Here is a 19375-nt window from a genome sequence, read left to right on the forward strand (position 1 = left end):
GTGCCGTTTCAGGCCGCAGCCGCTTCCTTGCGCCGTCCGGCCATCATCGCCTCGAAGGCCGGCCGCGCGTGGCAGCGGGCAAGCCAGCTTTTGACACGCGGGTGCCTGTCGAACAGCTCTGTCTCGCTCATGGCATAGCGCAGCACTTCCGCCAGGTTGAGATCGGCGACGGTGAAGCGGTCGCCGACGAGATAATCCTGTGATTGCAGATGCGCCTCCAGCCGCGCCAGCGGCCGTTCCAGCCCCTTGACCGAAGCCGCAATCACAGCCTTGCCGTCGGGCGTGTTTTCCGCCGCATTGTCATAGGTCAGCACGATCTTGACCGTGTAGGGCTCGACCTCGGTCGCCGCCCACAGCGTCCAACCGGTGATTTCGCCCTCTTCGCGCACATCCGCACCGGCAAGCGGCCCGCCATGCTTGCGGGCGAGGTAGAGGTTGTTGGCGAGCGATTCCGTCAGCACCAGCCCGTCATCCTCGATCGCCGGAATGAGACCCATCGGGTTGACGGCGAGGAACGAGGGTGACCTGGTGTTGAGCCGGGCTTCAGTGGCAAGCGGATCGGCCAACAGCCGCGCCTGGATGACCGGCACGGATTGGAAGGGAAGGCCGAGTTCTTCCGCCATCCAGTAGTTGCGCGAGGCGCGCGAGCAGTAAACGCCATAGATCGTCAGCATGTTTGTTCCCCTTGACTGGATTTTGGGCTGGATTTCGCCGCACGCTAGGGCAAGCATGGCGAGGCTTGAAGCCGGGTGCGTTGATGTCAGCCATGAAATGTTTTGATGTGACGGGTTTTAAGCAATGCGATTGCCGGAAAGTGTCAGATGGGCGAAAGCCGCGCTGCCGCCATCGATGAGATCGCCCGTCGCCTTGTCGTTCCAGCGATAGCCGAGAATGGCACCGTTCCTGACGTCCTGGAACAGGTTGTCGGCAATCAGCGCCGTGCCCGCGCCTTCGACCACCGTGACGGCACAGCCAGCGCCGGCGCCGCGCACCAGATTGCCGGTCGCCACGATATTGCGCATGAAGGGTCCCCAGCCGAGCATCAGGCCCCATTTCGGCGCGTTCTCGATGATATTGCCGGTGATCACCGTATCGGCCTCCGCCGCGATGCCGAAGCCGAAACCGGCGCCGTCATGGTGATAGGGGCCGTTCAGATGCAGGTTGCGGACGATGTTGCCGCTGACGGTCGCCAGCCTGCCGCCCGCGTCGAAATTGACGATCAGGATGCCGTTGGCAGCGCCGTCGATCAGGTTGCCGGTCACGATGGCCCCCTGGAATCCGAATTCGGAATAGAGAGCCGTCTCGCCGGAGCGCAGGCACTGGTTGCCGGATATCTGCACGTTGGTGGCGCTGTTGGCGCGGATGGCGGAGAAGGCGCAGTCAGAGACGTGGTTGTCCGTCACCATCACATTCCAGGCGCGGAAAATATTGATGCCGTTGCCGTTTTCGCCGGTGCCGCCGTCCCTGGCGGCGATGCGGAAGACGCGGTTGCCGCGCACCATCGTGCCGTCTTCCGCTCCTTCCCAGCGGTGCACCAGGATGCCGCCATTGCCGCAGTCGAACACCGTGTTGGCGGTGATGGCTAGCCGGTCGCTATCGACCGCGTAGATGCCGGCGGCGGCGGCCTGCGAAATGCTGTTGCCGTCGATCCGGCCGCCGCAGCGCTCGGCATGGATGCCGTGCTGCGACGAGCCGGTGACGGTGCAGTTCTCGATGGTGAGATCGGCGATGCCGCGCAGGTTGAGAAGCCCATCGGCATCGCCGCTCAAAGATTTGCCGCCGCCGTCGAGAACGAGGTCCGACAGCGTCAGCCGGCCAAGCCCTTCGCCGGTGAGAAAGGGGCCACCGCCGGCATGGATCAGCCGTGTTCGGCCGGGAACGCCGCTCAGCCACAGATTATCAGGCAGGGTAATGCCGGAGACGCGATAGTCGCCGGCAGGCAGGAAGACCGGCAGCCCCTGTCCGGCCGCCTCCCTGAAAAGCCGGGCGATTGCCTGGCTCTGGTTTGAAGCGGTGTCGGGGCCGACACCATAGCCGGAAATATCGATCGTGCCGCGCAGGCCGTCCGGCTTCAGTGCCGCCGCCGCGCAGACACGGGCGGTTGCGGCACAGAACCCCAGTGAAGCGATCGAAGACAGAAGCAAGCGTCTGTTCAGCATGGTAAACCCTTTGCATCGCCCAGGCATGGGATCGCACCATTACCGGTATGCCGGAATGACACGCAATGTTATGTTCGGTTGCGATCAGGCGTTGCGGCAAAGATGAACGGCGGCTGGTACACCTATATTTGAAGCTGTTGTCTTTAGGGAAGAATAACTTCTGGCTGCTAGAAACCAGCATGAAAGACAAGGAAGAGACGGCTCGAACGGACCATCCATCCCTGGAGGCTTGCTTGACGAAGAGTTTAGGCCGTTATCGGCGCGATAACGGAGCCAAGACTGCCGGCGGTGATACGCAGAGGCTGTTTGCGGCAAGCCAGCGGCTTGCTGCCGAAGTGTCCCGCATGTTCGGCCCCGAACCAGACATCGCCGATCGCCATTATTGGCTCGAGACGATGATGAACCACATCCCCGATTATATCTATGCCAAGGATCTCGAAGGCCGTTTTCTCATCGCCAATCGTGCCACGGTTGCCGACAACGGCTTTGCGGAAATGAAGGATATCATCGGCAAGACCGATTACGACCTGCATCCGGCCGAAATGATCGGCCATATGGCGGCGACGGAGCGGCAGGTCATCGAGACGGGCCAGCCGATCTTCGGAATGGAGGAGCGGGCGTTCGTCAGCAAGGGCTACGAGCGCTGGCTGATGACCTCCAAGGTGCCGTTGCGCAACAAGCAGGGCGAGACCATCGGCATCGTCGGCATCTCGCGCGATATCAGCGATCGCAAGAAGGCGGAGCGTCTGCTCGTCGGCCAGGCCCGGCTGCTGGAAATGATTGCCACGAGCACGCCGCTCGCCGATTTCTTCAACGAGCTGATCCTGATGATCGAGGCGCATCTGCCCGGCATCGTCGGTTCGATCCTGCTCCTGTCGCCGGACGGGAGACAGCTTCTGTCCGGCGCTGCCCCGGGGCTCGACGAGGCCTATTGCTCTGCGATCCACGGCCTGGCCATCGGCCCCAAGGCCGGATCCTGCGGCACGGCCGCCTGGCGCGGTGAACCGGTCGTCGTCGCCGACGTCCTGAGCGACCCCCTGTGGGAGGATTATGCCGGGCTGATCAGGCCCTTGGGTTACCGGTCCTGCTGGTCGACCCCCATTCAATCCTATCAGGGGCAGGTGCTCGGCACCTTCGCCCTCTATTCGCGGGACGTCGGTGTTCCCTCCGTCGAGCAGAACGACATGATTTCGATGGCGGCGCATCTTGCCGGCATCGCCATCGAGCGGCGTCAATCGGAAGAGCGCATCCAGTTCATGGCGCATCACGATGCCCTGACCGGCCTGCCCAACCGGGTGCTGTTCGATGAGCGTGTCGCCAGCGCCCTGCAGCAGGCGCGCGTCAGCGGCCAGTGGGTGGCGCTGGCCTTCCTCGATCTCGACAATTTCAAGCTGATCAATGACACGCTTGGCCACAATGCCGGCGATGAGCTGCTGCGGGTCGTTGCCGGCCGCATGCTGGCCTGCGTGCGCAAGTCGGACATGATCGTGCGGGTCGGCGGCGACGAATTCATCATTCTCCTGAACGGCCTGCCGCCCGAACGCAGCATCGTTCTGTCCCGGCTGGAGGATATCCGCGCCGCCATCGGTGCGCCGCTGGTGCTGGGCGGACGCAGCCTGCAGGTCAGCTGTTCGATGGGGGTCGTCTGTTATCCCGATCACGGCGAGACTGCGAGCGAACTGCTGGCCAATGCCGATTCGGCCATGTACCGGGCCAAGGAAATCGGCCGCAACAATCTGCAGCTGTTCGATGTGGAAATGGCCTTGAAGGCCCATGAGAAACTGCGGCGTCACGAGGAGCTGCGCGATGCGATTGCCCGCGGCGAATTCGTGCTGCATTACCAGCCGCAGATGAACCTGAAGACGCAGAGGATTTTTGCGGCTGAATCGCTGCTGCGCTGGCAGCATCCGCAGCGCGGCATGGTTTTGCCGGGCGAGTTCATCCCGCTGGCCGAGGAAACCGGCCTGATCGTGCCGATCGGCGATTGGGTGCTGAACGAAGCCTGCCGCCAGAACAAGGCCTGGCAGGATGCGGGCCTGCCGTCGATCGTCGTCAGCGTCAATGTCTCCGCCCGCCAGTTCAAGGAGCGCAACTGGGTGTCGCGGGTGGCCGAGGCGCTCGAGGTGAGCGGGCTGGAAGCGCGCTATCTCGAGCTGGAAGTGACCGAGAGCCTGATCATGCAGGATGTCGTCACGGCTGTTGCCACCATGCACGAGCTTGAGGCGCTCGGCGTCCATCTTGCCATCGACGATTTCGGCACCGGCTATTCGAGCCTCAGCGCATTGAAGAGCTTTCCGGTCCGCCGCCTGAAGATCGACCGTTCCTTCGTTCAGGACATTCCGGACGATGCCGACGACATGGCGATCACCGGCGCGATCATCTCGCTGGCGCAGAAGCTGCAGATGCAGGTCATTGCCGAAGGCGTGGAAACACAGGCGCAGGTCGATTTCCTGGCGGCCAGCGGCTGCGACGATATCCAGGGCTATTTCATCAGCCGGCCGGTGGGGGCGGCGGCGTTTGTTGCCTTGCTGGCGGGCTAGCGCGCCCTATGTCTGTGCTGTTTTTGCATCGCTGAAGCGGTCTTGCGCCGTCGTGAACATGCTTGGCTGGCGCAAGCCCTGTTCCAGCCGCAATTGCCATACTTGTGGCAGAGACCGGTATATGTGCCCGGGATGCAATGCTGCGTGGCCCTGGGTTACGCATTCGCCAATCCGCGTCAACGGAATATAGAGTTCAATGACCCTCTCCAAACCTCTCTCCCGCCGGCAGTTTCTCAATATGTCCGGGCTTGCCGTCGCCTCGGCCGGCCTTGCAGGATGTACGTCCTCGATGAATACGGACCGCTTCCGCGCCGAAACCGCGCCCTATTTCCGCAATCCGGCCATGGAAGGCCGCTTCAGCGATCCGCGCTACGGCGCTGAGCTGGAAGGCCCCGTCGATGGCGGTGCGCCGCCGAGCGGCCTGCCTGCGCAATCGGCCTATTACGCCGAGATGTACGGCCCCAAGATCGATGACGGTTTCAACATCCCGGCGGTGCCCTATCAGCAGATCGATGCGCGCTTCTATCGCCAGCAGGTCGAGAATACCTTCGGCGAACGGCCGGGCACCATCATCGTCGATACCGGCGAGCGCTTCCTCTACCTCATTCTGCCCAACGGCTCGGCCATGCGCTATGGCGTCGGCATCGGCCGCGAGGGGTTTGCCTGGTCGGGCAGGGGCGTGATCCAGTGGAAGCAGAAATGGCCGCGCTGGAAGCCGCCGAACGAGATGGTCGCCCGTCAGCCGCATCTGGAACAATATTCGATCGCCAATGGCGGCATGGCTCCGGGCCTCAACAATCCGCTCGGTGCGCGCGCCATGTATATCTTCCAGAATGGCCAGGACACGCTCTACCGTCTGCACGGCAATCCGGAATGGCAGTCGATCGGCAAGGCCGTATCGTCGGGATGTGTGCGCCTGATCAATCAGGACGTCATCGATCTCTACGATCGCGTCCGCCCCGGCGCACCTATTCTGGTGATCTGATAGGTTCCGGCGCGTCGTTGTCGATGCGCCGGACTTTGTCCGCGGGGAGGCCGGCGCGGCGGCTGTCCCTCAAGCTCCGTGTTTCCCGTCTCCCAGAAGCACGGCCATCGCCCGCAGGTTCTCCGGCGTCAGCGGCTTTTCGAAATAGCTGGTGACAAAATCGTAGTGCAGCGCCCGCTCACGGTCGGCGGCGTGGTGCGAGCTGGTCAGCATGGCCACCACCGGCGCATGCGTGGCAAACTCCTCCCTGTAATGCTCCAGGAACTCGAAGCCGTTCATGACCGGCATGTTGATGTCGAGGATGATGACATCGGGCGTCGTGGCTTTCAGCAGGGTCAGCGCCTCCAGCCCGTTCATGGCCTGCAGCACCTTGATCCCGGGATCGAACCTGTGGATCGTGTAGGTGCAGATGAACTGGTCGTTCTCGTCGTCATCGACGGTCAGTATGGAGTGCATCCTCATCTCCCTTTGTCCTCCTCCGGCAATGTCACTGTGAAAATGCTGCCCTTGTCCTGCCGGCGGTAGGCGACGGTGCCGCCGAGATGCTCGACGCTCTTGCGCAGGATATAGAGCCCCAGCCCGCTGCCGGGGGCATGTTGCGGGTGGAAGCGCTTGAACATCTGGAAAAGCTGCGGTTCGCTGCCCGGCGGAATGCCAAGCCCGTTGTCGGCCACCGACAGGACGAACCGTCCCTTGACGGAGGAGGCGCGCACGAAAATCTCGGGCAGGGCCTCCGCCGGGTCGTGATACTTGATCGCGTTCGACAGCAGGTTGTCGACGATGATCTGAAACCGGCTCGCCTTGCGGCGCACGACCATCGTGTCGGGAATGTCGATATGGACGGCGGAACGGCGGCTGCCATCCATATGGCGCAGCCGGTCGAGCGTATCGCGCACGGTGCGGGCGACGGGGATCGTGCTTTCCGGCTCGTCCATCACCTTGGTGCGGGTGAGAAGGATGATATTCTGGATGAGGTGGTCGAGCTTGCGGAAGCTCTGGTCGATCCGTGAGAGCACCGGTTGAAGCTCGGATACGTTCGCACCCTGCCGGATCATGTCCTGGACGATCGACATCAGCCCAAGCGACGAGGCGATCGGCGAGCGCAGGTCGTGCGACGTCCGGTAGGAGAATTCCTCCAGTTCGGCATTGGCATCGAGGATATCGCGCTCATAGGCCTTGCGCCCGGAGATATCACGCACCACGCCGCTGTAGAGCACCTGATGATCGAGATCGATCCTGGCGACCGAAAGCTCGGCGGGAAAGGTCGAGCCGTCCTTGCGCTGGCCTTCCGTCTCCCGGCCGGCACCGGTCACGCCCTCCATGCCGGTGTTCGCGTCGCTGTCCGCATGGGGAAGCGCCCCGCCGCCACGCGGCATCAGCATCGCGATATTCCGGCGCAGCATCTCGCCGGCAGGGTAGCCGAAGATCGTTTCGCAGGCCGGATTGACCGACAGGATCGTGCCGCGCTCGTCGATGGTGATGAAGCCATCCGCCGCTGTATCGATGATGGCCGCCAGCCGCTTGCGGCTTTCGCGCAGCTGCCTGGCCATCGTCTTTGACCGTTCGGCGCTGCGAAAGGCATAGACGATCAGGCAGGCATAGACCGCCCCGGACAAAAGCAGCACGGCCAGCAGCGTCGAGCGCGCATTGTTGTGTTCGCCTGCCGGAAGTTCCTGCGTAAACCGGGCTTCCTGGCGCAGCATCTCGATATAGGTGATGCTCAGCAGCAGGAGATAGGTCGCCGCCGCGAGCGTCGCTGCGACCACCGGCAGCGGATAGCCGAGCCGTTCGACGCCGCTAAAGATCAGTCCCGCCGAAAGGCTGAAAAAGCAGAATGCCGTCTGCGGCGACATGCGCGCCAAAGGCAGCCAGTCGCGCGCGGTCGAGATGCTGAGAAGATAACCGAGCAGGGCGCTGGCCGCGATCATGAAGACCAGCGCAGCGAGAACGACCCGGATGGGGAAGAGGCGGCCGGGGGCACCGCCGAGCAGGATCGCCGCATTGATCAGCACGAAGCAGAACGCGACATTGGGCGCCATGCGGCCTGGAAGACCGGTGCCAACAGTCACGAAAGGCGTGATGAACAGCTGGCCGAGCGCAAGGCCGATCGGGAGAATATATTCCGCCAGGCTCACCACGGCAAACAGGGCGGCAAGGCCGGCAAGCGCCATGGACATGCGCCGCGCGCCCGCCGCCAGCAGGCAGGCTGCACTGCCCGAAAGCACGAAACAGAGCGCCGTATTGAATTGCATCGCAAAGAGAACCGGTGCTGCCGGCACGAGCGTGACAGGCCGGGCCAGCCACAGTGCCATGACCGCCATACCGACGGCGATGCTGATCCATCCGGTCAGCATGCCGGACGATCTGGCTATGTGGTCCTGGCGCAAGAATTCCGCCTCCCAGCGACGAGACATCGCTCCGGACAAAGAGTAGCGCGGCGGTTGTATATTGGAAGGCTGATACGGCGTTTTAGGGTGGTGTTTTAGCCGTTCTGGTTCTCGTCGAGATGCGTGCCCAGGTCATGAAGGGCAGAGCGCAGGGCGGCGGCTTCCTCCATGCTGCATCCGGTCGCCTTGCCGATTTCCATCAGGATGCCGAAAGCATCCGTCTTCAGCGCCACGCCCTTGGGCGTCAGCGTGATGATGACCTGGCGCTCATCACTCTTGTCGCGGATCCGGCTGACGAAACCGGCGGTCTCCAGCCGCTTGAGCAGGGGCGAGAGCGTACCGGAATCGAGCCCCAGTTCCTCGCCGATGCCCTTGACCGTCATCCTGTCCTTTTGCCAGAGCGCCAGAAGCACCAGATATTGCGGATAGGTGAGGCCGAACCGGTCGAGCAGCGGCTTGTAGGTGCGGTTGAAGGCATGCGCTACCGAATAGACGGCAAAGCAGAGCTGCTGGCCGAGCGCCAGCGCCTCGCTGTCTTTCAGATCGTCCTTACGCATGTCATTATCGTGGGTCATGCTTGCATTCTCGCAGTTTTAGCGACGTTTTGCAATTTGCAAAATTATATTGCGTACAATTGAATTATGCGCTATTAAAAATCCGGACAACGCATTGCCCCCGCAATCAACTGCCCAGAAGTCCAAAAACCAAGGAGACAGACAATGCCCATTCTCTACACAGCCAAGGCATCCGCAACCGGTGGCCGCGCCGGCCATGCTGCCAGCGACAACAGCGTTCTCGACGTCACCCTCACCGTCCCGAAGGAACTGGGCGGCGATGGCGCCACCGGCACCAATCCCGAGCAGCTGTTCGCCGCCGGCTATTCCGCCTGCTTTCTTGGTGCGCTGAAGTTCGTTGCCGGCAAGGAAAAGGTGAAGATCCCCGATGACGCGACGGTCACCACGACAGTCGGTATCGGCCCGCGCGAAGATGGCACCGGCTTCTACATCAGCCCGTCGGTCTCCGTCAGCCTGCCGGGCATCGACCGCGAAACCGGCGAAAAGCTCGTCGCCGCCGCCCATATCGTCTGCCCCTACAGCCACGCGCTGCGCACCTCGACCGAAGTCTCTGCAAAGCTCGCCTGAGACGGGTCCATTCAATCTGCATAGAGAGCCCGGCGGAGCGATCCGCCGGGTTTTCCGTTGCTGCGGGAGGCATGTCGACGTCAGTAATACCGGATCGTGCGATCAGGATAGCGTGGCGCGTATTGCGGTGACGGCGGGCGGGTTTTCGCCGGCAAGCCCCGCATCCATTGACGTCTCCCTCTTTGTCATCAAATTTTTTTCTCGCTGCAATTGTTTCCGTTGCAACCTTCGCTATAAATTGCTTCGCCCATCGAAAATGGAAGGGCGCGGCGTAACGGCCTGATATTTTAGCAAAATTGAATGGATGGGTGTTCTATGGCGAGAATTGTCGGTGTAACGCGAAACAAGGAAACGCTGACCGGCGGCGGCGGCAGCGACACGCTGGTTGGCGGCGCCGGCGAGAATATCCTTCTCGGCAAGGGCGGTGCCGATACGTTCGAATCGAGTGCGCGGGTCGCGCACTATACCAGCGAAAGCTACGATACGATCGGCGACTTCGAGGTTGGGGTCGACAAGATCGATGTTTCCGCTTTCGGCATTTCGAGCTTTGACCAGCTGAAGTTGATCCTTGAGACGAAGAATGGCACCGACGCCTATTTCAACGCCTATTATTACGGCTACGCCCATTCGGTCCAGTTGACCAAAGTCGCCCCCAGCAAGCTGACATCCGGCGATTTCATCTTCGATACGCAGGGCGCCAAGAGCGAAACCGGCACCGGCGGCAACGACCGGCTGTTCGGCAGTACCAAGAATGACACCCTGGACGGCGGGGCCGGCAACGACCAGCTGTTCGGCGGTGGCGGCAACGATACTCTGATCGGCGGTACCGGCACCAATGTGCTGTATGGCCAGGCGGGAGCCGATACGTTCAAATCGATCGAGCGGGCGGCGCACTATACCAGCGAGAGCTTCGATACGATCGGCGACTTTGTGGTCGGTACTGACAAGATCGACGTCTCTGCCTTCGGCATTTCGAGCCTCGACCAGCTGAAGTTGATCTTCGAGACGAAGAATGGGACCGACGCCTATTTCAATGCCTATTATTACGGCTACGATCATATCGTCCAATTGACCAAGGTCGCGGCCAGCAAGCTGACATCCGGCGACTTCATCTTCGATACGCAGGGCGCCAAGAGCGAAACCGGCACCGCTGGCAACGACCGGCTGTTCGGCAGCAAGGGCGGCGACACGCTGGACGGCGGGGCCGGCAACGACCAGCTGTTCGGCGGCGGCGGCAACGATATCCTGATCGGCGGCACCGGCACCAACGTGCTGTATGGCCAGGTTGGAGCCGATACCTTCAAATCGATCGAGCGGGCGGCACATTATACCAGCGAGAACTCCGATACGATCGGCGACTTTGTGGTCGGCACCGACAAGATCGACGTCTCGGCCTTCGGCATTTCGAGCTTCGACCAGCTGAAGCTGATCTTCGAGACGAAGAACGGGACCGACGCCTATTTCAACGCCTATTATTATGGCTATGCCCATTCGATCCAGCTGACCAAGGTCGCGGCCAGCAAGCTGACATCCGGCGATTTCATCTACGATACGCAGGGTGCCAAGAGCGAAGTCGGCACCGGTGGTGCAGACCGCCTGTTCGGCAGCAAGGCGGGTGACACGCTGGAGGGCGGGGCTGGCAACGATCAGCTGTTCGGCGGTGGCGGCAACGATATCCTGATCGGCGGCACGGGCACCAACGTGTTGTACGGCCAGACGGGCGCCGATACATTCACCTCCATCGAGCGGGCGGCGCACTACACCAGCGAAAGCTACGATACGATCGGCGACTTCCAGGTCGGCGTCGACAAGATCGACGTCTCTGCCCTCGGCATTTCGAGCCTCGCCCAGTTGCGGCTGATCCTGGAAACGAAGAACGGCACGGATGCCTATTTCAACGCCTATTACTACGGCTACGATCACGTCGTTCAGCTGACCAAAGTGCTGCCCGGCAAGCTGACATCCGGCGATTTCATTTATGATACGCAGACGTTCAAGGATCTGGTTGGTACAAATGGCTCCGACCGTCTGTTCGGCAGCAGGACGACGGATACGCTGGACGGCGGCGCCGGCAACGATCAGCTGTTCGGCGGCTCTGGTGATGATATCCTGATCGGCGGTGCGGGGAGCAACGTCCTTTATGGTCAGGCCGGTGCCGATACCTTCAAGTCGATCGAGCGGGCGGCGCATTATACCAGCGAGAGCTACGATACGATCGGCGACTTCGTGGTCGGCACCGACAAGATCGATGTGTCTGCCTTCGGCATCTCGAGCTTTGACCAGCTGCAGCTGATTCTGGAAACGAAGAACGGCACGGATGCCTATTTCAATGCCTATTTCTACGGCTATGACCACGCGATCCAGCTGACCAAGGTCGCGGCCAGCAAGCTGACAGCCGGAGATTTCATCTTCGATACGACCGAATTCAAGGATGAGACCGGCACCAGCGGCGCCGACCGGCTGTTCGGCAGCGCCAAGGCGGACACGCTGGACGGCGGTAACGGCAACGACCAGCTGTTCGGCGGCGCCGGCAATGACCGGCTGATCGGCGGCGGCGGCAGCAACCGTCTCTATGGCGGCAGCGGCACGGATACGGCGGTTTTCAGCGGAAACCGAAGTGATTACGTCATCGTCCGCAATGCCGACGGCAGCGTCAATGTCGGTTCCGACGTTCTCTTCAGTGTCGAGAAGATCGAATTTGCCGACACCACGATCACCACGCCGGCAAACCGCGTGCCGACCGCGCCGACGCTTTCCAAGACTTCCGTGGCGGAAAATACGGCGGTGGGAACGACGATCGGCGTCTTTGCCTCCACCGACCCGGAAGGCGGCGCCGTCACCTACCGGCTGACCGACAGCGCCGGCGGCCTGTTCAAACTGTCCGGCAACAAGCTGCTGGTCGGCAAGGCGCTCGATTATGAAACCCTGCAGAACGACACGATCACGGTCGAAGTGACGGATCTTGCCGGCAAGAAGACGATCAAGACCTTCACCATCTCCATTACCGATGTGATGGAGACGATCAACGGCACGGAAAATGGCGAGACGCTGAAGGGCGGCATCGGTGCGGACAAGATCGTTGCCGGTGCGGGCAATGATACGCTGTACGGCTATGGCGGCAACGATCACCTCTATGGCAATGCCGGTGACGATATCCTCTATGGCGGCCTCGGCGCAGACACGCTGACGGGCGGCCCGGGCAAGGATGTGTTCCTGTTCAAGGCGCTGTCGGATTCCACCGTGGCATCGAAGGGCCGCGACACGATCCTCGATTTCTCCGGTGCAGGTGGCGACCGCATCGACCTTTCCGCCATCGACGCCAGCACCAAAACCGCCGGCAACCAGGCCTTCTCCTTCCTCGGCACCGCCGCCTTCAGCGGCAAGGCCGGCGAGCTGCGCTATGACAAGAAGACGTCCGATACCTATATCTACGGCGATGTCGACGGCGACGGGAAGGCCGATTTCTCCATCCATCTGGATGACGCGCTGACGCTGTCGAAGGGATATTTCGTGCTGTGAGGCGTCCCATGAATGATCGCGCCGCCCGTTTGCGGGGCGGTGCGGTTTTCAAATGAGCAGACATGAAAACGGCGGTCCGCGTGGGGCCGCCGTTTTTCGTTTCACAGCCTTGCGGGCTTTATCGCTTCAGGCTGCCCAGAATGCCGCGCACCAGGGCGCGGCCGAGCGAGGAGGCGACGGTGCGGGCGACGGTTTTCATCGCGGCTTCGGCGACGGTTTCGCGCTGGTAGCCGGCGCGGGGTTTCGAATTGGCGGGGGTTGCCGCCGCATCGTCATTGCCGAAGCCGGGCAGGGTCCAGCGGCTGCCGCCGGGCGCGTCCGGCGGCGTCGGTGTGCCGTCGGCCTGGGGCGCAGGGGCTGCCGGCTGTGCCGACTGGCCGGCGCGCTTGGCCAGGATCTCATAGGCCGATTCCCGGTCGAAGTCCTCGTCGTAGAGGCCGGCGACCGGGCTGATCTTCATGATCTCGGCGCGTTCTGCATCTGTCAGCGGGCCGACGCGGCTGGATGGCGGGCGGATCAGCGTGCGCTGGACCATCGAGGGCGCACCCTTGCCCTCAAGCGTCGAGACCAGCGCCTCGCCGGTGCCCAGATTGGTGATCACCGTCGCGCAGTCGAAATCCGGATTGGGGCGGAAGGTGTCGGCGGCGGTCTTGACCGCCTTCTGCTCGCGCGGCGTATAGGCGCGCAGCGCATGCTGGACGCGGTTGCCGAGCTGGGCCAGCACCGTTTCCGGCACGTCGAGCGGGTTCTGGGTGACGAAATAGACGCCGACGCCCTTGGAGCGGATCAGCCGGACGACCTGCTCGATGCGTTCCAGCAGAACTTTCGGTGCATCGTTGAACAGCAGATGCGCCTCGTCGAAGAAGAACACCAGCTTCGGCTTGTCCGGATCGCCCACTTCCGGCAGTTCCTCGAACAGCTCCGACATCAACCAGAGCAGGAAGGTGCCATAGAGGCGCGGGTTCATCATCAGCTTGTCGGCGGCGAGCACCGAGATGGCGCCACGGCCGTCGCGGGTCGTGCGCATGATGTCGGAGACTTTCAGCGCCGGCTCACCGAAGAAATGCACGGCGCCCTGCTGCTCGAGGATCAGCAGTTCGCGCTGGATCGAGCCGACCGAGGCCTTGGAGATGAAACCGTATTTGTTGGAAAGCTCGGTGGCGTTTTCGCCCATATAGGTGAGCATCGCCTGGAAATCCTTGAGATCCAGAAGCGGCAGCCCGCCCTGGTCGGCGATCTTGAAGGCGATGTTGATGACGCCTTCCTGCGCATCCGTGGCGTTCATCAGGCGCGAAAGCAGCAGAGGGCCCATCTCCGACATGGTGGCGCGCACGCGATGGCCTTTTTCGCCGTAGAGATCCCAGAAGATCACCGGAAATTCCTGAAAGGCAAAATCGGTAAAGCCGATCTGCTCGGCCCGCTTCGTCACCCAGTCCTGGGCCGTGCCGATGGCGCCGATGCCGGAAAGATCGCCCTTCACGTCGGCGCAAAACACCGGCACGCCGGCATTGGAGAAACTTTCCGCCAGAATCTGCAGTGTCACGGTCTTGCCGGTGCCGGTGGCGCCGGTGATCAGGCCATGGCGGTTGCCGAACTTGAAATCCAGATATTCGCCCTTGTTGATCGTATCGTCCGGTTTGCGGCTGGTGCCGATATAGAGCTTCCCGTCTTCAAGCATGTGGGCCTCGTCTCCATTTTTGTCATGAAATGCCAACTGTTCGTCAGCCTTCATCGCATTGTTTCCCATACCTGTTATAGGAGGAGTGCCGGTCACCGGCAACAGCCGGATTGCGGAACAAAGGACGCTGCGCGGGCCGGATGGTCACATTGTAATTACCACCAAGGCGTGAGAAGATAATCGCATTCGCGTTATGGATACGCGATCCGAAGGGCGATTGAATTCCCATCCGAGATCAATTACCTTGACGTGCACGTCAAAAATAATGAGGAGAATCACACATGGAAGAACTGATCACCCGTGTCGCGCAAAATGTCGGTGTCGACCCGGCGCTTGCCGAAAAAGCCATCGGTATGATGCTCGGCTTCCTGCAGCGCGAAGCTGCCGATGGCCCGATCGCCAAGATGATCGATTCCATTCCCGGCGCGTCTGAGCTGGTCGCCCAGTACAATGGCGAAGGCACAACCGGTGGCGGCGGCCTGTTGGGCGGGCTGCTGAATGCGGTTGGCGCCGGCGGCGGCGTCATGGCGCTTGGGCAGCAGCTGATGTCGGAAGGTCTCGGCATGGGCCAGATTGCCTCGCTTGCCAAGGAAACCATCGCCTTTGCCAAGGAAAAGGTCGGCGCCGATGTCGTCGACGAAGTCGTCGCCTCGGTTCCGGGCCTCAGCCAGTTCGTCTGATTGGGTAAATGTTTCGACATGGCAGGGGAGATCGTAACCGACAATCTTGCCATGTTCCGGATCCTGGAGGAACGGCTCCACGATCCGGCGGTGCGCCGGTCTGCCGATTTGGCCGGCGCTCTTCTTGACGAGGATTTTGTCGAATTCGGCAGCTCGGGGACCATCTACGGACGCGCCGCGATCCTCGAAGCGCTTGGTCAGGAAGCGGACGGCGCCGATTCCCCGGTTTCTGCGTCGGACTACGCGTTGACATGGCTGTCGCAAGATGTGGCGCTTTTGACCTACCGCTCAAAACGCGGTGCGCGGCATTCCCTGCGCTCCTCGATCTGGCGTCACCGGGACGGGCGCTGGCAGATGGTCTTTCATCAAGGCACCAAAACCGCTGGGTAAAACCGGCTGCTACAACGCGTATAAGCTACGCTTTTGCCGTTTTCCCGCGTGCCAGTATCGCCGTGAAGCAAAGCATGACAAGCCCGACGCCGACCGGTGCCGCATAGGGGCCGAGCAGGTCCATGACCGCGCCGGTGGCGCCCGATCCGGCCCCGCTGCCAACGGCATAGGCGAGCGAAAAGGCGGCACTGCCCGCCACCAGCATGCCGCCGCGATACTGTTCGCCCAGCATGGTCAGCGCGCAGGTGTAGAGCGAGAAGCTCGCAGTTCCCAAAAGCGCGAAATCCATCAGAATGGCGACCGGCGAGGTCAGGAACGGAATGACGAGGAAGGCGATGGCGCCGATGCCGGCCATGGTGATCGCCACGCGCCGGCGCGGCAGCCTGTCGAGAGCCATGCCGATGAAGGGCTGGGCCAGCGCAGTCGGTAAAGCCAGCGCGGTGACGCTGAGGGCTGCGAAGGCCTCCGAATGGCCGGTCTTGACGAAATAGACCGGCATCACCGAGATCGCGGCGATATCGGAGAAACCGAAAGCAAGCACCATGGCGACGAGCAGCGGTGCCTTGGTGAAGAAGACGAAGACGTCCCGGGTCGACGAAGCCTCCGGCGTGGTGCGGGTCGAGAGCGTCAGCACGGCGGTGGCAAAGGCGACGAGCGCCACATAGACGGCGGTGAGCGCGAAGCCGAAACCACCCTCGGTCCCCAGCAGCGGAATGACCAGCGGGCCGGCGGCAAAACCGCCACAGATGCCGGCGCCGTAGAGCCCGGAGACGCGGCCGCGCAGGCGGTCGGGGCAGGCGGCGTTCATCCAGGCTTCGCCCAGCAGGAAGATCAGGCTGGCAAAGAAACCGAGCAGGAAGCGGGCGAAAAACCACACCGGCAGCGACGTCGTCGCCGCGAAGGTCGCCAGGCACAGCGAACAGCCGACGAGGCTGACGATGATCAGCTTGTCGGTGCGCAGCCGCGCCGTCAGCTGGCCGAGCAGCAGTGTCGAGGCGGCCAGGCCGAAGGCAAAGCCGACGGCGTTGAGGCCGATCATCGCCGGCGTCACGCCGCGGCTTTCCAGCGTCAGCGAGATCAGCGGATAGGTGATGCCCTGCGCCACCGAAAAGGCGGATGCGCCGAGAATGACGGCGACGATCGCCGCCCAGTCGGGCATGAAGTCGGCTGTTGCCTGTGATGAATGCATGAGACCCTCGCGGCCGTCCACCGGGGCCTGCGTTCTCTTACAACAACATCGGTCAAGGTGAAATGGGCGAAACGCCGATCGACGGAACAGTTCTGAAATATTCTAAAATGCTTATTTAATACAATAGGATGGGTTTTAAACTTGGCGCCATCCCTGATTTTCGGGGAATCAAGAAGACTTTTCTCCGGAATTGGACAATATTTCTAAAGAGTAGAGAACAATGCAAATTTATCCAGTCTTTTAAGCGAGGGTTTTGCAATGGCGTCCAAGATTTTCAACGTCGACTCCGTCGGAGCGGCGGCTCAAGCTTCGCTGCTCGGCAACGAGTTTGTTTTTGTGGGGGTTGGCGTCTCGGTCGGTGCCACCGCCGATTCGGCCATCTACGGAACCGGAAATTTTTTGACCGCGACCATCAAGGGATCGGTCATTGGTGCGAGCAGCGGTATTTATTTTGACGGTGCGGCGAACTCATGGAGCAAGGTGCTTGTCGAGAAAACCGGATATGTCGCCGGCTTCTATGCCGGCATTACCATGAACACCTATGGCGGCACGATCGACAATCGCGGTTCCATATGGGGTAACGATTTCGGCATTCGGCTCAATGCGCAAACTGCGGTCAATAACACTTACCAGACGAAGATAATCAATAGTGGGACGATCGAGGCAGACACTGCGATCGAACATCGCGGGACGGATCAGCTTTACCTCGTCAATACCGGAAAGATCATCGGCAACGGCACGGCCTTTATGTCTTACGATTCATCCATCGACAGGATCGTCAACACGGGCACAATGGTCGGTTATATCTCTCTTGGTGCCGGAAATGACAGCTATGACGGCTCGCTTGGCATTCTCGACGGCGCAACCGGGGTCGGTACGGGCTTCGTCTCCGGAGGCGATGGCGAGGATGATATCCTTGGCGGCAAAAGAGCGGAGAATCTTTCCGGCGGCAATGGTGACGACGACATCGATGGTGGTGCCGGCAACGACCAGATTTACGGCGATGCCGGCAACGACCAGCTGATCGGCGGCAGCGGAAACGACTATATTTACGGTGGGGCCGACAACGATATCCTCGATGGCGGCTCCGGAATTGACTATCTGTCCGGTGGGACCGGCGGCGACCTCTATCTTGTCGACAATATTGCAGACAGGGTCATCGAGGCGGTTGGCGAAGGTCAGGACTTTGTCTTTACATCTGTCAGTTATACGCTGGAGTATGGCCAGGAGATTGAAGCTCTTGTCTATTATCCGATCTCGACGACAGTAAAATCGGTCACGCTGACAGGCAATGCGTTCGCCCAGTCGATCACGGGGGGGAGCGGCAACGATACCCTCGATGGTGGTGGCGGAAGCGATACATTGACCGGCGGTTCGGGCAACGACACCTATATCATCGATGGCGGGGATCGGATTATCGAGGACGGGTTGGGCGGAACCGATCTCGTCAAGTCGAGCGTCAGCTACACACTTGCAGCCAACGTCGAAAATCTGACGCTGACCGGATCGGGCAATATCTCCGGCAAGGGCAATGGCCTGGCAAACACGATTGTCGGCAACAGCGGCAAGAACACGCTTTCTGGCGGCGCGGGCAAGGACACGCTGTCGGGCGGAAGCGGCGATGACAGCCTCAATGGCGGTCTTGCGGCCGATAAACTGACCGGAGGGGCCGGCAAGGATGTCTTCCTGTTCGATACGGCGCTGGGCGGCGGCAATATCGACACGATCACCGATTTCAGCGTCATCGACGACACGATCCATTTGCAGAACTCGGTGTTCACCGCCCTGACCAAGGCAGGCGCCCTGTCTTCGGCAGCCTTTGCGTCCAACACAACCGGGCTTGCCGGCGACGCCAGCGATCGCATCATCTATGAAAAGGATACCGGAAAACTGTTTTACGATGCCGATGGAACGGGCTCCGCCGGTGGGGTGCAATTTGCCTTGCTCGCCAAGGACCTGGCATTGACCGCGGCGGATTTCATCATCGTCTGAGGAACACGAACGTCCATAAAAAGGCCGCCGTCCTCCTCCCATCCCTTTACGTCGCTGATAGTGAGTGCCCTGCATGGTCGATGTGTTGGCAGTTTTTTGCCTTAGCTCACCCCTGGTGCAGGAAAGAGGGTGGGAAGAAACCTTGTGCAATCAGCCAGTCACCAAGTTCGATCGTGAGAATGGCGATGAAGGCGACGCCACCGATAAATGCGACCCAGCTGACTGTGGCGCGCTTCCAAGGCCGCGTTTGATAAAGATAAATCGCAAGCCCAACGGGAGCGATCAGAATAGTCACGACTCTCGCCACCGAACTGCGTCGAAGGTCCCTTGTTGCAGCATCCTCTGCCTCCCACCATGAAAACAGGGTGATGATACCGATCATCTGCACCAGATCGTTTGCAGTGAGGGAACTTGGTGGGCCAGCGGCCCAGAGAGCTGCGTCGATAAGAAGCCCAAAAGACATGAAGGCTAACAGGCCAATATAGATGCAGTTACGTTTCGTCATGTCTGCAGGTTCCGCTGAAAATATGCGTTGTCGTTTGAATGAAACAGCGGCAAGTATCACTGTGGGTGAATTAAATCAAAGGTTGTTTTGGATATCAATAGGCCTTTATATTCAAGGCTTTGCAGGTGCGAAATCGGCGATGTTTCAATTGGGGCAGAAAATGGCCTTCGGATGTCATTTCGCCCCTACCGGAACGGACCTCAGGACAG

General features: G+C 61.1%; 15 protein-coding genes. 7 read left to right on the top strand and 8 right to left on the bottom strand.

The genetic code is table 11. The annotated features are described in order from the left end of the window. Nucleotides 1–8 precede the first annotated feature (8 nt). Both ADU59_RS05915 and ADU59_RS05920 read right to left on the bottom strand, forming a co-directional pair. Nucleotides 9–674: a glutathione S-transferase family protein gene (locus ADU59_RS05915; protein WP_068952711.1), complete on the bottom strand. Its 666-nt coding sequence runs from the start codon at nucleotides 672–674 to the stop codon at nucleotides 9–11. A gap of 117 nt (nucleotides 675–791) precedes the next feature. Next, entirely contained in the window at nucleotides 792–2159 is a 1368-nt protein-coding gene (locus ADU59_RS05920; RefSeq protein WP_068952713.1) for a TIGR03808 family TAT-translocated repetitive protein, read from the bottom strand. A gap of 179 nt (nucleotides 2160–2338) precedes the next feature. Here ADU59_RS05920 and ADU59_RS05925 point away from each other — a divergent pair, with 179 nt between their 5' ends. Together ADU59_RS05925 and ADU59_RS05930 are read left to right on the top strand one after the other, a co-directional pair. Then, nucleotides 2339–4699 carry a sensor domain-containing protein gene (locus ADU59_RS05925; RefSeq protein WP_083198141.1) on the top strand — a complete coding sequence of 787 codons (2361 nt, stop codon included), beginning with the start codon at nucleotides 2339–2341 and terminating at the stop codon, nucleotides 4697–4699. A 196-nt stretch (nucleotides 4700–4895) separates the two neighbouring features. Next, nucleotides 4896–5684: a L,D-transpeptidase family protein gene (locus ADU59_RS05930; RefSeq protein WP_068952715.1), complete on the top strand. Its 789-nt coding sequence runs from the start codon at nucleotides 4896–4898 to the stop codon at nucleotides 5682–5684. A gap of 69 nt (nucleotides 5685–5753) precedes the next feature. Here ADU59_RS05930 and ADU59_RS05935 read toward each other — a convergent pair whose 3' ends face one another. The 3 genes from ADU59_RS05935 to ADU59_RS05945 form a co-directional block, all read right to left on the bottom strand. Continuing rightward, complete coding sequence (locus ADU59_RS05935) at nucleotides 5754–6140, bottom strand: response regulator (RefSeq protein WP_158515700.1); 387 nt, start codon at nucleotides 6138–6140, stop codon at nucleotides 5754–5756. A 2-nt stretch (nucleotides 6141–6142) separates the two neighbouring features. After that, entirely contained in the window at nucleotides 6143–8071 is a 1929-nt protein-coding gene (locus ADU59_RS05940; RefSeq protein WP_158515701.1) for a sensor histidine kinase, read from the bottom strand. Between the two features lie 95 nt (nucleotides 8072–8166). Further along, complete coding sequence (locus ADU59_RS05945) at nucleotides 8167–8646, bottom strand: MarR family winged helix-turn-helix transcriptional regulator (protein ID WP_068952722.1); 480 nt, start codon at nucleotides 8644–8646, stop codon at nucleotides 8167–8169. 144 nt (nucleotides 8647–8790) lie between these two features. Between ADU59_RS05945 and ADU59_RS05950 the strand changes: the two genes are divergently transcribed. Further along, complete coding sequence (locus tag ADU59_RS05950; protein WP_068952724.1) at nucleotides 8791–9213, top strand: organic hydroperoxide resistance protein; 423 nt, start codon at nucleotides 8791–8793, stop codon at nucleotides 9211–9213. A gap of 315 nt (nucleotides 9214–9528) precedes the next feature. After that, nucleotides 9529–12732, top strand: a complete 3204-nt coding sequence (locus tag ADU59_RS31125) for a M10 family metallopeptidase C-terminal domain-containing protein (protein WP_068952726.1) — start codon at nucleotides 9529–9531, stop codon at nucleotides 12730–12732. Nucleotides 12733–12850: 118 nt separating this feature from the next. Here ADU59_RS31125 and ADU59_RS05960 read toward each other — a convergent pair whose 3' ends face one another. Then, complete coding sequence (locus tag ADU59_RS05960; protein WP_068953709.1) at nucleotides 12851–14410, bottom strand: helicase HerA-like C-terminal domain-containing protein; 1560 nt, start codon at nucleotides 14408–14410, stop codon at nucleotides 12851–12853. A 281-nt stretch (nucleotides 14411–14691) separates the two neighbouring features. Between ADU59_RS05960 and ADU59_RS05965 the strand changes: the two genes are divergently transcribed. Both ADU59_RS05965 and ADU59_RS05970 read left to right on the top strand, forming a co-directional pair. Further along, entirely contained in the window at nucleotides 14692–15090 is a 399-nt protein-coding gene (locus ADU59_RS05965; protein WP_068952728.1) for a hypothetical protein, read from the top strand. Between the two features lie 18 nt (nucleotides 15091–15108). Continuing rightward, complete coding sequence (locus tag ADU59_RS05970) at nucleotides 15109–15480, top strand: nuclear transport factor 2 family protein (RefSeq protein ID WP_068952730.1); 372 nt, start codon at nucleotides 15109–15111, stop codon at nucleotides 15478–15480. A 25-nt stretch (nucleotides 15481–15505) separates the two neighbouring features. Here the strand turns inward: ADU59_RS05970 and ADU59_RS05975 are convergent, their stop codons facing one another. After that, entirely contained in the window at nucleotides 15506–16669 is a 1164-nt protein-coding gene (locus ADU59_RS05975) for an MFS transporter (RefSeq protein ID WP_068953710.1), read from the bottom strand. 258 nt (nucleotides 16670–16927) lie between these two features. On the opposite strand from ADU59_RS05975, the gene ADU59_RS05980 reads away from it, so the two are divergent. Next, nucleotides 16928–18661, top strand: coding sequence for a calcium-binding protein (locus ADU59_RS05980; protein WP_068952732.1), 1734 nt, complete (start codon nucleotides 16928–16930; stop codon nucleotides 18659–18661). A 106-nt stretch (nucleotides 18662–18767) separates the two neighbouring features. On the opposite strand, the gene ADU59_RS05985 is transcribed toward ADU59_RS05980, so the two are convergent. Next, the gene (locus tag ADU59_RS05985; protein ID WP_068952734.1) at nucleotides 18768–19166 is read right to left on the bottom strand and encodes a hypothetical protein; all 399 of its coding nucleotides are present in this window, start codon (nucleotides 19164–19166) and stop codon (nucleotides 18768–18770) included. Nucleotides 19167–19375: the final 209 nt, after the last annotated feature.

The organism is Pararhizobium polonicum, assembly GCF_001687365.1.
GTDB lineage: Bacteria > Pseudomonadota > Alphaproteobacteria > Rhizobiales > Rhizobiaceae > Pararhizobium > Pararhizobium polonicum.